We start from the raw sequence: 14,063 nt of genomic DNA on the forward strand, positions 1-14,063 counted from the left end.
CGGGGTTTGGCCTACTCAACCTCCCCGGGCGCGGAAGAAGCATGATCGTGCTACTGGAACGCCTCCTCGGAGAGATCCATCAGGTCGAGGTCGGTGGCCTGCAGGACGCCGAGCCGGGCGGACAGTTCGGGAAGCACGTTCGCGGCGAACCAGCGGGCCGCGGACACCTTGCCCTCGTAGAAGGCCCGGTCCTTCGCCGGCAGGGTGCCCGATGACGCCGGCGCCAGCGTGTTCTCCGCAACCTCGGCCTGGCGCAGCAGCAACCAGCCGATGATGAGGTCACCGACGCTCATCAGCAGCCGGGTGGTGTTGAGACCGACCTTGTACACATTCCTGGGGTCCTCCGCCGCGCTGGTGAGAAAACCGACCAGCACGCCAACCATGGACTGGACGTTGTCCAGCGCGACGCTGAGGATCTCCCGTTCGCGCCGCAGCGAACTGTCGCCGGTGTCGCCCTTGGTGAACGTCTGGATCTCGGCGAACAGAGCGCCCAGCGCCGTACTCCTGTCTCGCACGATCTTGCGAAAGAAGAAGTCCTGTCCCTGGATGGACGTGGTGCCCTCGTAAAGAGTATCGATCTTGGCATCCCGTATGTACTGCTCGATCGGATAGTCCTGCAGGTAGCCGGAGCCGCCGAGCACCTGAAGAGACGTTGCGAGCAGCTCGTAGGACCGTTCCGAACCGACGCCCTTGACCACGGGCAGCAGCAGGTCGTTGAGCCGTTCAGCGAGGTCGTCCGGGGTGCCCGCCGCATTTGCCAGGGCAATCCTGTCCTGGATCGTGGCGGTGTACAGGACGAGCGCCCGCATGCCTTCCACATACGCCTTCTGCAGCATGAGCATCCGCCGGACGTCCGGGTGGTGGATAACCGTGACGCGCGGCGCGGTCTTGTCCGTCAGCCGGGTCAGGTCGGCGCCCTGGACACGGGTGCGGGCGAACTCGAGGGCGTTGAGATAGCCGGTGGACAACGTCGCAATGGCCTTGGTGCCCACCATCATCCGGGCGTGCTCGATGACCTCGAACATCTGGGCGATGCCGTTGTGGACGTCACCGACCAGCCAGCCGACCGCGGGCTGCTTCTCACCGAAGCGCAGTTCACAGGTGGTGGAGACCTTCAGCCCCATCTTCTTCTCGACGTTGGACACGTAGACGCCGTTTCGCTCACCGGGCTCGCCTGTGAGCGGGTCCACCAGGAACTTCGGTACCAGGAACATGGACAGGCCCTTGGTACCCGGTCCGTGACCCTCCGGCCGGGCCAGGGTGAGGTGGAAGATGTTCTCCGGTATATCCCAGTCACCGCTGGTGATGAAGCGCTTCACACCCTCGATGTGCCAGGTGCCATCGCCCTGGGACACCGCCCGGGTGCGGCCCGCGCCGACGTCCGAACCGGCGTCGGGCTCGGTGAGGACCATGGTCGCACCCCACTGGCGCTCGATCGCCTGGCGAGCGAGTTTCTTCTGCTCAGCGTTACCGATCCGGTCGAGAATCCCCGCGAAGGTAGGCCCGCTCATGTACATGAACACCGCCGGATTGGATCCGAGGATCAGTTCCGAGGCGGCCCAGGCAACCGAGGGCGAAGCGCCCATCCCCCCGAGGTGCGACGGCAGGAACAGGCGCCACCACTCGCCCTCCATGAGGTCGGCGTAGGACTTCTTGAACGACTCCGGCAACGTGATACTGCCGGTGCTGGAGTCGAAGACCGGCGGGTTACGGTCGGCATCCGAGAACGACTCGGCAATCGGACCGGTCGCCAACCTGTCGACTTCGACGAGTACCTCGTGGGCCGTATCGCGATCCATGTCGGCGAATGGGCCGTGTCCGAGCGTCCGGTCGGCGCCCAGCACTTCGAACAGGTTGAACTCGATGTCGCGGAGGTTGCTCTTGTAGTGCCCCATGGTCGTCTCCCGGGGAAGAGCCGGCCTCGGTGCTCACCGATGGGGCCGGCGTACTCCTACTGGCCAGTAACTCATACCCATGCTACCCGCCGGTAACCATCCTCGGTACAGATGCGTGGAACTCGGAACAACAAGTCGGAGCGAACCGGACCCACGACATTGCGTGGCAAAACTTTCCGTGACCGGAAGGTGTCCGATTCCGTGACGGGAAGGTGTCCGGAAGGCCGAAGGAAGCGCGATCATGCCTCTTCCGCACTCGGAATTCCTCTCCGGATCCGAGGTCCGGCAGCCGATCGGAAGGCTCGACAGGCCCAAGTTGCCTGTCACCGGACGGACGTGCGAAAACCCGTGAGATCGGGAAGCTAGGACACGTCACTCCAACGAAGATTGCCGTCGGGATCGCGTAGACAGACCACGGGACGCCCGTTCGCACCCTGGACGACCCGGCCGGTGTCGGTGACGGCACACTCGGCGCTCGGTGCGGGAGCGGCCGGGTCGGGCGGCGGCGGGCTTGCCAGCCCCCAGCGCGGCTGGCCCGCATCCGTGCGCTCGCAGTACAGGGCCAGCCCGTTGATGGCCTGCCGCGCAGCGGTGTCGCGCTGCGGCACGCACGGCTGGCCCACGAACACCGGAAACGACCGGTTTGCCGGACCGGCAGCCGGCGAACCGCCGGAGGCATCTCCCGGCACGGCGGGATCATTGTTGTTCAACGCAGGCCGGGATGCCCCGGGGGAGGCCTGCGCATCCGGTCCGACAGTATGCGGATCAGGCCCTTCGGGATCAGTCCCATCCGGGCCGGCGGCACCCAGGCCGGCAGCACCCGCCCCACCGGCTCCGGACTGCGACGGCTCGGTCCGGTCACCTGGGCCATCCGGGGGAACGGCCGGGGAGGCCGCAGTCGAGGTCCGTGGCGCGGACACCTCGATATCGGTCGCGGCCGAACCGCACCCGGCCAGCAGGACAGCCGCCAGCCCGACCGCCACGACAGGACCGACCATGCTTCGGACACGGGCCGTGGCATCAGCGCCTACACACCCGCGTCCTACATGTCCAGCCGCCACACCGTCCAGCTTAGTAGCCCGACGATTTAAAGCCTCCAACGGCGCGCGAAAGAAACATGATCGCACCGCCTTCGACCGTCCGCCCGATGATTGAGACCTCCGGCGGCGCGAAAGAAACATGATCGCACCGCCTTCGACCATCCAGAGCGCCCGGCAACTACGGACGCGGCGTCACCGGATCGAGGCACGCACCTCGCCTCATCGACGGTACTGTGGGACAGATCACGATCATCGGAAACGACTGACATCCCCATCCCGGCCCGTACGACATCTGTCCGGCCTACGATCCGGCACATGGTCGCCTGCCCGACATGTGGAAAGGCCAACCCGGAAGAAGCACGCTTCTGCTTCTCCTGCGGTACGCCCCAGCCCACGTTCGGGATCGGCGCCCGCAAGACCGTCACGATCCTGTTCTGCGACGTCACCGGATACACGGCCATCGGTGAGCAGCTCGACTCCGAACCGCTGCAACAGGTCATGTGGCGATTCTTCAGCGCCGCCCGCGAGGTGATCTCCTCCCACGGCGGCAGCGTCGAGAAGTTCATCGGAGACGCCGTGTTCGCCGTCTTCGGCATCCCCGTCCTGCACGAGGACGACGCGCTGCGGGCCGCCCGCGCGGCGTGCGAGATCCGCGCCAGCATGGACGTGCTCAACGCCGACCTGCAACGTGACTGGGGGTTCCGGTTCCGGATCCGCATCGGCATCAACACTGGCGAGGTCACCGTCGGCGGGCCCGGGACGGGTGGCGGCGTCACCGGGGACGCCGTCAACGTCGCGTCCCGACTGGAGGAGGCCGCCGACCCCGACGAGATCCTCATCGCCGACGCCACCCTGCGGCTGATCCGCCCGCACGTACGTGCCGAAGCGGTCGGACCGCTCGTCGTCCAGGGCAAGAAAGCACCGCTGCGGGCCCACCGTCTGATCGATCTGGCCCACCCGGGCATCGGCCCGGGGGCGCGGTTCGCTCCGGACGGCTTTGCCGCACCCGTGATCGGCCGGGACCGGGAACGCCGCCGTCTGGACGAGGCCCTCGAGCAGGTGATCGAGGAACGCACCTGTCACCTGTTCACCCTGCTGGGCCCCGCCGGTATCGGGAAGTCCCGGATGGTCCGGGAGTTCTGCGAGGCAATGGCCCCGCGAGCGACGGTGCTCACCGGACGTTGCCTGTCCTACGGCGAGGGCATCACCTACTGGCCGCTGATGGAGATGGTCCGTCAGGCAACCGGCATGTCCGCCGACGAGAGCGCACCCGAAGGCCGTCGCCGCCTGCGCGAGCTGCTGGAAAAGGTCAACAACGTCACCGGGGACGCCGCCGCCGTGGTGGACGGGTTAGCCCCCCTGATCGGGCTCGGCGGCGCCGAGGTCGGCGCGCAGGAAAGCTTCTGGGCGGTGCGGACCTTCCTCGCCGCGATCGCCGAGAAGCGTCCGCTGATCGTCTGGTTCGACGACGTGCACTGGGCGGAGCCGACCCTGCTGGATCTGATCGAGCACGTCGCCGACTGGTCCCGGGAAGCGCCGATCCTGCTGCTGTGCCTGACCAGACCGGAACTGCTCGAGGAACGCCGGACGTGGGGCGGCGGCAAGCTCAACGCCACGTCCATGCTGCTGCAGCCGCTGAGCGAGGAGCGCTGCCAGCGCCTGATCCGTACCCTGATGGGCTCGAACGACCTCGACCCCGCGCTGGTCTCGCGCATCACCGACTCGGCCGCGGGAAACCCGCTGTTCGTCGAGCAGACGCTCGCGGCCCTCGTCGACGACGGGCTGCTGCGCCGCGAAGGCGACCGCTGGATCGCGACCGGCAACCTGGGTTCGGTCCAGGTCGCCCCGACGATCTCCGCGCTGCTCGCCGCGCGCCTGGACCGGCTCAACATCCATGAACGGCGGGTCCTCGAACGCGCCGCCGTGGTCGGTCAGCGTTTCTATCTGGACGCGGTCGTGGAGCTGTCCGCCCCCGCGGACCGGGCGTCGGTCGCCGAGCACTGCCTGTCGCTGGTCCGCAAGGAGCTGGTCCATCCCGACCATTCGGACCTGCCCGGCGTGGAGGCGTTCCGGTTCCTGCACGTCCTGCTGCGTGACTGCGCTTACCAGGCGACGTCGAAGCGGCAGCGGGCCGACCTGCACCAGGGATTCGCCGGCTGGCTGCAGGCCCGGATGGCCGGGCGTCCCGGTGAGCACGACGAGCTCGTCGGCTACCACCTGGAGCAGGCATACCGGTACCGCGTCGAGCTCGGGCTGCGCGACGCCGAAACCGCGGAGCTGGGGCGGCAGGCCGCCACCTGCCTGATCGAGGCCGCCGACCGGGTCCGTCAGGGCGACGAGACAGGAGCGGCCGGGCTCCTCAAACGTGCGATCAAACTGCTGCCGGTCACCGATCCGCTGCGCGTGCGCGCCGAGATCGACCTTGGCTGGGCCCTGTACTCCTTCAGTCGCTTCAGCGACGCCGAACGTATGCTGCGCCAGGCAACCGAGCGGGCCACCCGGATCGGCGAGGCGGGCCTTCGGGCACACGCCCGCCTCGCCCACCTGCGGCTGATGTTCGCCACCAGCCCGGAGGGACTGGTCGCCGAAACCCTCGGTGAGGCGACCCGGGCACTACCGATCTTCGTGCAGGACGGGGACGAGGTCGGGGCCGCGCTCGCCTGCCGCAGCCAGGCCGCCGCCTACATGGCGGCCGGTTGCTACGCCCTGGCGGAACGGGCGATGCAGGCCGCCGTCCGCCACGCCGAGGAGTCCGGCGTGCTACGTGACGCTCAGGCCACCAGGCGTGACCTCGTCCACCTGCTCAGCCTGGCGCCCCGGCCGGTCGGCGAATCGATCGAACGGGCGCAGCGGGCGCTGGCAGGTGTCGGGGACGACCGCGGCCTGCGCCGGTCCCTGCTCGCCCAGCTGGCGCTGCTGCACACGATGACGGGGGACGTCGATACCGCCGTGGACCACCTGGCCCGGGCCGAGGAGATCATCTGGGACGTGCGAAGCTCCCGCGGAGACCCGCTGTACGGGGGTTTCGTCGTCGCCCGGATCGCCCTGCTCACCGACGACCTCGACACGGCCGAACACGAGCTGCGGCGTAGCTGCCGCCGGCTGGCCCGGATGGGTGAGCGTGCGCACCTGGCCACGCGTGCCGCGGCCCTCGCCGACGTCCTTGTCAAGCTCGGACGCCTGGACGAGGCCGCCACCTATGTGTCGCGTTCCCGCGACGCCGCCGCCGGCGACCAGGTACCCGCCCAGGCAGGCTGGTGCGGGGTGCACGCCAAGCTGCTCGCGATGCGCGGCCGGGATCGGGAGGTCGAGGCCGTGCGGTTCGCCGAAGCCGCCTGTGATCTCGCCGGCCGGACCGACGACTGGGACGCGCAGGCGCAGGCATGGCTGACCTATGCCGAGGTGCTCTACCGGACCGGGCAGGTCGACATGGTCCGGTCAAAAGTCGACGCCGCGGTCGCCTGCTACGAGAAGAAGGGCAACCTCACCGGAGCGGCGCTGGCCCGCCGTCTGCCGGACAACCTTTCCGGCTCCGCCTAGCGGGCCAAAGGCAGCGCGATCATGCTTCTGGCACGCTGCCGGAGGCTCAAGTTCCCGGGTCGATGAGCTCCTGCCACCCGTCTTCAGGCTCCTGCCAGCTGCCGTCCCGCAGGATCGTCAGGATCCCGCAGGTGGGGCACAGGGCCTGCGGGCACGGGCCTCTTCCTGAAGGTAGTGCAGCTCCTCGGCCCACAGCCGGAAGCGTTCCAGCGCGTCCAGCTCCGCTGACAGCGCGCGGGCGATACGAGTGATCGTGAGACGTTCCACCGGGTCGCGCAGCCACGGGCGGTCGGCTGTCTCTTCCTCGGTGGCCCGCTCGTAGGCCGCCCGGTACAGGACGATCTCCGCCTGCGCGATCTCGATCTGCTCGACCAGCATCCGCGTCCGTGCTCTGAGCTCGGAGTCGGTCGGCACGGACCGCCTGACCGGCCAGGGCCCGTTGTAGGGCCCGCTCAACGGTGGGCCGCCCGGGTCAGCCGGTTGCGTCACGGCGGACCTCGGCATGACAGACATGGTGACAGGCACCGATTTCAGGCCGGCGCCCGGCTCGGCGCGGTAATCATACCGCCGCCGGTCTCCTCTGTCCGGCAACTACGAGGGCACTCACCCCCTATGTACGAAGTCATCGGCAGGAAGTGAATGCCTTGCAACCATGGGTAAGACCGATGGTGAGATAACGGAAAGAGATTACATCGGAACTTTCCGTGTTGTCGGCAAAGGCTCTGGGGGCACGATGGCCGGATCGGTGGCGGTTGTGCTGGGATTTCCGCTCGTCCTGATGATCGGCATGCTGGCTATGCAGCGGGTGGAACAAATGATCGAGCGAGTACGACGGCCTGTCCTTCGGGCGGTCCCGGACCTGGATGACACCTGTGCCGGGGAGGTCGAGGACGCCAGCCCGCCACCGACCCGGCTCCTGCGCCTAATCGTGTCCAGGCACGCCACCCGCCCCTGACGCGAAGATTCGGGACCGAATCTTCGCGCACCATGGTGCGCCTCGAAGACGGCGCCGCGATGCTGACCTGTGGCTGATCTGTGCGTGGTACCGCCGAGCATTCCAGCGGATTCGGAACACCTCAGCGGGTGGCGTGTCAGGGGCCGTCAGCGGGCAACCGTCAGCGATCAGGGGCCATCCGAGCCGGTGCTCGCTCGATGCGGGGAGGGGAGGGGAAGCCGGTCAGCGCGCGGAGCTGGTGGCGGTGGCCTTGGCGGTCCCGGACGACCGTCGCGGCCCGGGATCGACCTGCAGCCGGCCGGTCAGGCCGGTGGAACGCAACAAGGCCATGAACGCCGGGGACGCCCCCCGGATTCGCAAGGTCGAGTGGATACCCCGCAATAGCAGGTCAGCCCGCAGGAGTGCTGCCATCCCCGCGATATCAATGGCGGTCAAACCGCCGACATCCGCCACCACGTCGGTGCCGCCCTGGCCGAGCATCTCGTGAATTTGCTGACGGAATCGCAGCCGGCCGCGGGTGTCGAGCTCGCCGTCGAGCACGATGGTCACTTCGCACCCGGACTGCGTCACTGACATCCGCAGCCGACCGGCCTGCACCTGCATACTTCCGCCCCCCGGTAATACCGCCGGCTCCCCGCCGCTGTCACCCGTGCCAGACCCCCGGACGAGAATCGTCAACAGTCGTGGTCTTTCCCCGAGTCACGAGATACACACACTCGATACAGCGATACTACCGAGAGTGACCAAAGATTCCGACTCCCGCGAGCGCGGGCCGTGCGGGAGCCGCCGGGCAACCGGCCGGTCAAGTCCCGGGTCACCGGAAGGCGCGCCGAGCCGCACGAAAGCGACGAATGAGACTGTTGGTGGAGTTGTCATGAGTCAGCTGCCCGGCTGTACCATCCGTGACATCCGCCGACAGCTCCGGAATGATCCGCTGCGCCAGCAGCTTGCCGAGTTCCACGCCCCACTGGTCGAAGCTGTTGATGTCCCAAAGCGCACCCTGAGTGAAGACCTTGTGCTCGTACAGGGCAATCAGCTGACCGAGAGTGAACGGCGTCAGCCGGTCCGCAAGAATCGTGTTCGTCGGGCGATTTCCGGGAAATGTTCGATGTGGGACGAGTTCGGGGTCGACTCCCTCGGCGGCGACCTGCTCGGCGGTCCGGCCGAAGGCGAGCGCCTCGGTCTGGGCGAAGAAGTTCGCCATCAGCAGGACGTGATGGTCCGTCCCGCCGTCCCGTACGTCGCGACTCGTCGACACGTCATGATTCGGATGAAGAAAGCCGATGAAGTCTGCTGGAATCAGTGTGGTGCCCTGGTGGATGAGCTGAAAATAGGCGTGCTGGCCGTTGGTTCCAGGCGTTCCCCACACGATCGGTCCGGTGGATACGGACACCGGCCGGCCGGCCCGGTCCACGGACTTTCCGTTGCTTTCCATGTCGAGCTGCTGCAGGTACGCCGGGAATCTCCCCAGGTAGTGGCTGTAGGGCAGCACGGCATGGGTCTGCGCGCCGAAGAAATCTCGGTACCATAGGCCGAGCAGACCCAGCAGCACCGGCAGGTTCCGATTGAACGGAGCCGTCCGGAAATGGACGTCCATCGCATGGAATCCGGCGAGCAGGTCGCGGAAGTGCTCCGGCCCGATCGCGAGCATCAGGGAGAGGCCGATCGCGGAGTCCAGAGAGTACCGCCCGCCGACCCAGTCCCAGAACTCGAACATGTTGGTACTGTCGATACCGAACTCGGTCACCTGCTCCGTGTTCGTCGACACCGCCACGAAGTGGAACGGGACGGCGGCCGGCCCCAGTGCATCGGTCAACCAGGCTCGGGCGGTGCGGGCGTTCGCGAGCGTCTCCAGGGTGGTGAACGTCTTGGACGAGACGACGAACAACGTCTCGGCCGGGTCGAGGTCGTGTGTCGCCTCCCAGATGTCGGTGCCGTCGACGTTGGACACGAAACGAAACCGTATCGACCGGTCGGAATAGTCCAGCAGCGCGTCGTATGCCATGGCCGGGCCGAGGTCCGACCCGCCGATTCCAATGTTCACGACCGTCCGGATATGCTTTCCGGTGGCTCCCCGCCAGACCCCGGAACGGACCTTGTCGGCGAACGTGGACATCCGGTGGAGCACGGCGTGTACCGCAGGCACCACGTTCACGCCGTCCACTTCGATGACGGCTTCCGCGGGGGCGCGCAGCGCAACGTGCAGCACCGGCCTGCCCTCAGTCGAATTAATCCTCCGGCCGGTGAACATGGCCTCGATCTGTTCCCGTAGTCGCGCCCGTTCGGCCAGGGCGACCAACAGTTCCACCGTCTGGGCGGTAATTCTGTTCTTGGAAAAGTCGAGGTAAATGCCGTCGGCCTCCGCGGTGAGCGTCTCACCTCGCTGTGGATCATCAACAAAAAGGTTGCGCAGATGAACACCGGCGAGCTCTGCATGGTGCTTCTCGAGCGCTGCCCATTCCGGCGTTCCCGTTATCAGGGAATCATGCTGGACAGCACCAGGGGACGGCTCGATGGGCGACATGATCTTTGGGAACCTCCCGGTTGGACGGCTGCGGGCGCGTCTGCGACATGCTCACGATGCTGCATGCCCCGCGCCAGGTCCACGTCACCGCACACCGGGCAGGTCATCGCGCGCGTCACCGGTCGGGTCACCGTGGCGGCACGGTCCCATCAGGAACCAGCGCAAGCCGTCCACCAGTCCATGTGACGCTGCGAATATGTATAAGTCACGAACGTGACCAGCCGCTACCGACTATGATTTGTGTCACCTGCCCGTCAGCGCCAGCCGTGACCCGTGACGGGATCGGCGGACGGTGACGGTCGTACACTCACGACTGTTTTGCGGCTCCGGCGCGGATGCGGGAATGCTGTCCATACGGTGGCGGACGGAACTGACCTTTGTTGATCGATCGCTCGCTGGTGGAGACCGCTCTCCCCGGATACCAGGTCGAAGGCGAACTCGGCCGCGGTGGCTATGGGCTGGTCCTCGGTGGCCGGCATCGGCTGATCGGCCGGAACGTCGCAATCAAGGTGCTGCTCGACACGGCCGGCGACGCGGACCTGCGGGCCCGCTTCCTCTCCGAGGCCCGCGTCCTGGCCGAACTCGACCATCCCCACGTCGTACGCATCCATGACTACATCGAGCATCAGGGCACCTGCCTGCTGGTCATGGAACTGCTGCCCGGCGGCACCCTGCGCCAGCGGTTGGCGACCGGCCCGGTCCCCGCGGAAGCCACCTGCGCGCTGGGTCTTGCCGCCGCGGCGGCGCTGGACGCCGCGCACTCCCACAACGTCCTGCACCGCGACATCAAGCCCGACAACATGATGTTCGCCTCCGACGGGCTGCTCAAGGTGACCGACTTCGGTGTCGCGAAGATTTTCGAAGGGACCGAGACGACCGCCAGCGGGGTTCTCGGGACACCGCGTTACATGGCTCCCGAACAGATCACCGGAGGACGCCTGTATGCCTCCACCGATCTCTATGCGCTCGGCGGAGTGCTCTACGAGTTACTCGCCCAACGGCCTCTTTTCGGCCGTGCCCTATCCGTGGGCGCGCTCGTCAACCACCATCTCAATGTCACGCCGCTCCCGCTGGAGGGCATCCCCTCCGCCGTCAACGCGGTCATCATGCGCACGCTGGCCAAGGAACCCGCCGCCCGCTTTGTCAGCGCCACCGAATTCGCCCTCGAACTCGCCCGGGCCGCCACGAGCGCGTTCGGCCCGAACTGGCTCACCCGGTCCGGAGTCAAGGTGCGGCTGGATGACGAGGTGCGACACATCGCGCTGGGCCAACCGTCCGGGCCGAATGCGCGCGTCCAGGGATCGCCGGCATCGCAACCCCGGCAGCCACAACCACAACAAGCCCGGATACCGGCATCCGGGCCCCAGCCACCGCAACCGTGGCCCGCGGGCGCGCAGCCTCAGCCGGGATGGTCCGGGCCCCAACCGCCCCAGGCATACCAGCCCCCACGCGGCCTCTCGCACGACAGCCCTGCCGACCCCAGCCCGCGGGCCGATCATTGGGTGCCGCCGTCAGCGTACACACCACCGACCCGGCAGGTCGGCGGGCACACGCCCCCGCACAACAACTTCGAGCCGATGGCGCAGGGGGCGCGGGCGGCATACCCCCCGCCGGGACGCCCCGGTACGGACTGGTGGCAGGCCAACCCGTTCGTCCCCGGCGCAGGGCAGGGCTCCGGGCCGTCCGGACCGCAGGGTGTGCAGCTACCCGGCCCTGCGCAGCCACCCCAGGGACCCGGTCCGGAGTGGCCGAACGAGCGGCGGCGGTCGTCCCGTCGGGTATGGCTCATCGCCGGGGTCGCGTTCACAGCGATCGTCACGCTGATCATCGGCATCACGCTGCTGGGAACCAGAGGTGGTGACAGCCCGCCCCCACCACACTCGGCGCTGTTCCTGCCGGGCATCGCCTACTCCGGCGCGGCGCTGAGCCTTCCCGAGCTGGACGCGTACGACATCACGATCGACCGGGCGGGCGGGCTATACGTCACCGACTGGACCAGTAACCGGGTACGTAAGATCCAGCCTGACGGAACCGTGGTCACCGTCGCCGGTACCGGGACAGCGGGCTTCACCGGTGACGGCGGCCCGGCATACCAGGCGGAACTGAGCAGCCCGGCCACGACCGCTGTCGACTCGGACGGAAACGTCTATGTCAGCGACTCGAGCAACCAGCGCATCCGGAAGATCGACGCGATAGGGACCATCACGACGATCGCCGGCACCGGAACCGCGGGCTTCACCGGGGACGGCGGCCCCGCCACCCAGGCCCAGATCAACGAGCCCAACGGGCTGGCACTCGCCGCGGACGGCTCGATCTACATCGCCGATTACGGCAACCAGCGCATCCGGAAGATCACTCCAGACGGGATGATCTGGACCATTGCAGGTAACGGCACCAAGGGTTTCTCCGGGGACGGCGGCCCCGCCACAGCAGCCCAGATCAACAATCCCAACAGCATGGCTGTAGCTGCCGACGGCACCCTCTACGTGTCCGATCTCGGCAACGGGCGGATTCGCAAAATCATGACAAACGGCGTCATCACGACCGCCGCCGGAAACGGGACCTACGGCTACGCCGGGGACGGCGGCCCGGCCATCCAGGCCGAACTGCGCATTCCCAGCGTCGCCATCAGCCCGGACGGTGTCCTCTACATAGCCGACTACGGCAACCAGCGCATCCGGCGGGTGACCGCCGACGGGGTGATCGCCACGGTTGCCGGCAACGGGACCGTGGGCTCCGCCGGGGACGGCACAGCCGCGACCCTGGCGCAGCTTTCGAGCCCGACCGGCACCGCCGTCGACGGTGCCGGCAACCTCTACATCGCCGACGACAAGAACGACCGCATCCGGCGTGTCAGCCCCAAAGGCATCATCACGACCGTTGCCAGAGTCCAGTAGACCGGCCAGGAGCAGTCGGATAATGATCCTTTCCGCGTGTCGCCGGCCACCCGAACAACCACCGGCCGCCGGTAGTGTGATCATATTTTCTGGTCATTTCCTTTTTCCTGCGCGCCGGCAGCCCCGAGGAACCGAGTAGGACCACGACATGGCAGTCGACCAGGCACGGGTAGCGGCCGCGTTACCGGACTACGACGTCGGTGATGAGCTCGGCCGCGGGGGCTTCGGTGTGGTGCTCGCCGGCCGGCACAAACTGATCCACCGCGACGTCGCCGTCAAGGTGCTGCACGAGGACGCCAGCGGGATCGAGGACGTCCGCGAGCGCTTCCTGGTGGAGGCACGGCTGCTCGCCGGATTCGACCATCCTCATGTCGTCCGTGTCTACGACTACGTGGAACGTGACGGCCTGTGCCTGTTGGTGATGGAAAAACTGACCGGCGGCAGCCTGCGCCGGAGGTTCACCGGCGGGCCGGACGGCCAACAGCAACGTGATCATGATCTTTCCGCACCGCCAGAGGCCCGGACCACCGGCGGGCCGAGCCAGCTGGCGGCCTGCGCGATCGGACTGTCGGCCGCCACCGCGCTCGCCGCGGCACATGCACGGGGCATCCTGCACCGGGACGTCAAGCCGGACAACCTGCTGTTCACCGACGCCGGTCTACCCAAGATGACCGACTTCGGCATAGCCAAGATTCTCGAGGCCACGGCGACCACCACCACCGGGCTGGTGGGCACGCCGCGCTACATGGCGCCTGAGCAGATCACCGGCGACCGTCTCAGCCCGGCGACGGACCTGTACGCTCTCGGGCTCGTCATCTACGAACTGCTGGCCGGACGGCCCCCGTTCGACCGGCACCTGACCGTCCCGGCAATGCTGTACCACCATCTCAACGTGCCACCCGCACGGCTGACAGAGGCGCCGGACCCGGTCGCCACCGTGATCGGGCGCGCGCTGGAGAAGAACCCACCCGCGCGGCACGCCTCCGCCCAGGAGTTCGCCATCGATCTGGCGCTGGCCGCGGCCGGCGCCTACGGTCCCGGCTGGCTCACCGCCAGCGAGGTGCCCACGAGCCTGCCGGAGGCCGTCACCGAAGCGGCGCGGGGCAACGCGGCGGTCGCGACCCGATCCCCGGTATACCCGCGCCCAGCGGGGGCAACGGCAACCCCGCCGTGGTGGTCGGCATCCGGCGTGGACACGGGTACCGCCACGAC

9 protein-coding genes are annotated in these 14,063 nt (G+C 67.8%); 4 read left to right on the forward strand and 5 right to left on the reverse strand.

Features of this window, described 5'->3' with window-relative positions; all coding sequences use genetic code 11:
- Positions 1 to 50 precede the first annotated feature (50 nt).
- Together CV1CTNOD_RS23785 and CV1CTNOD_RS23790 are read right to left on the reverse strand one after the other, a co-directional pair.
- A complete protein-coding gene (locus CV1CTNOD_RS23785; protein WP_131788170.1) occupies positions 51 to 1,895 on the reverse strand; it encodes an acyl-CoA dehydrogenase in 1,845 nt (614 codons plus the stop codon).
- A gap of 362 nt (positions 1,896 to 2,257) precedes the next feature.
- Positions 2,258 to 2,893, reverse strand: a complete 636-nt coding sequence (locus tag CV1CTNOD_RS23790; protein ID WP_131788171.1) for a hypothetical protein — start codon at positions 2,891 to 2,893, stop codon at positions 2,258 to 2,260.
- Positions 2,894 to 3,250: 357 nt separating this feature from the next.
- Between CV1CTNOD_RS23790 and CV1CTNOD_RS23795 the strand changes: the two genes are divergently transcribed.
- Complete coding sequence (locus CV1CTNOD_RS23795; RefSeq protein WP_131788172.1) at positions 3,251 to 6,475, forward strand: adenylate/guanylate cyclase domain-containing protein; 3,225 nt, start codon at positions 3,251 to 3,253, stop codon at positions 6,473 to 6,475.
- A gap of 117 nt (positions 6,476 to 6,592) precedes the next feature.
- On the opposite strand, the gene CV1CTNOD_RS23800 is transcribed toward CV1CTNOD_RS23795, so the two are convergent.
- Entirely contained in the window at positions 6,593 to 6,964 is a 372-nt protein-coding gene (locus CV1CTNOD_RS23800) for a hypothetical protein (RefSeq protein WP_242606979.1), read from the reverse strand.
- 244 nt (positions 6,965 to 7,208) lie between these two features.
- Here CV1CTNOD_RS23800 and CV1CTNOD_RS23805 point away from each other — a divergent pair, with 244 nt between their 5' ends.
- The gene (locus CV1CTNOD_RS23805) at positions 7,209 to 7,430 is read left to right on the forward strand and encodes a hypothetical protein (protein WP_207386636.1); all 222 of its coding nucleotides are present in this window, start codon (positions 7,209 to 7,211) and stop codon (positions 7,428 to 7,430) included.
- 222 nt (positions 7,431 to 7,652) lie between these two features.
- On the opposite strand, the gene CV1CTNOD_RS23810 is transcribed toward CV1CTNOD_RS23805, so the two are convergent.
- Positions 7,653 to 8,033 (reverse strand): STAS domain-containing protein, encoded by a 381-nt coding sequence (locus CV1CTNOD_RS23810; RefSeq protein WP_131788174.1) that lies wholly within the window; start codon positions 8,031 to 8,033, stop codon positions 7,653 to 7,655.
- Between the two features lie 211 nt (positions 8,034 to 8,244).
- Positions 8,245 to 9,954, reverse strand: coding sequence for a glucose-6-phosphate isomerase (gene pgi / locus CV1CTNOD_RS23815; protein ID WP_131788175.1), 1,710 nt, complete (start codon positions 9,952 to 9,954; stop codon positions 8,245 to 8,247).
- Between the two features lie 377 nt (positions 9,955 to 10,331).
- On the opposite strand from pgi, the gene CV1CTNOD_RS23820 reads away from it, so the two are divergent.
- On the forward strand, positions 10,332 to 12,851 hold the full coding sequence (locus tag CV1CTNOD_RS23820; RefSeq protein WP_131788176.1) for a protein kinase domain-containing protein: 2,520 nt from the start codon (positions 10,332 to 10,334) through the stop codon (positions 12,849 to 12,851).
- 148 nt (positions 12,852 to 12,999) lie between these two features.
- Positions 13,000 to 14,063: serine/threonine-protein kinase (locus CV1CTNOD_RS23825; protein ID WP_131788245.1), on the forward strand; the 1,064-nt coding region annotated here is incomplete at its 3' end.

It is taken from the genome of Protofrankia symbiont of Coriaria ruscifolia (assembly GCF_900634745.1).
Classification (GTDB): domain Bacteria; phylum Actinomycetota; class Actinomycetes; order Frankiales; family Frankiaceae; genus Protofrankia; species Protofrankia californiensis.

Excerpts from the sequence above, each read along its gene's own strand:
- CV1CTNOD_RS23785 (WP_131788170.1), bottom strand. The coding sequence starts at position 1,895 with ATGGGGCACTACAAGAGCAACCTCCGCGACATCGAGTTCAACCTGTTC.
- CV1CTNOD_RS23790 (WP_131788171.1), bottom strand. The coding sequence starts at position 2,893 with ATGGTCGGTCCTGTCGTGGCGGTCGGGCTGGCGGCTGTCCTGCTGGCC.
- CV1CTNOD_RS23795 (WP_131788172.1), top strand. The coding sequence starts at position 3,251 with ATGGTCGCCTGCCCGACATGTGGAAAGGCCAACCCGGAAGAAGCACGC.
- CV1CTNOD_RS23805 (WP_207386636.1), top strand. The coding sequence starts at position 7,209 with ATGGCCGGATCGGTGGCGGTTGTGCTGGGATTTCCGCTCGTCCTGATG.
- CV1CTNOD_RS23810 (WP_131788174.1), bottom strand. The coding sequence starts at position 8,033 with ATGCAGGTGCAGGCCGGTCGGCTGCGGATGTCAGTGACGCAGTCCGGG.
- pgi (WP_131788175.1), bottom strand. The coding sequence starts at position 9,954 with ATGTCGCCCATCGAGCCGTCCCCTGGTGCTGTCCAGCATGATTCCCTG.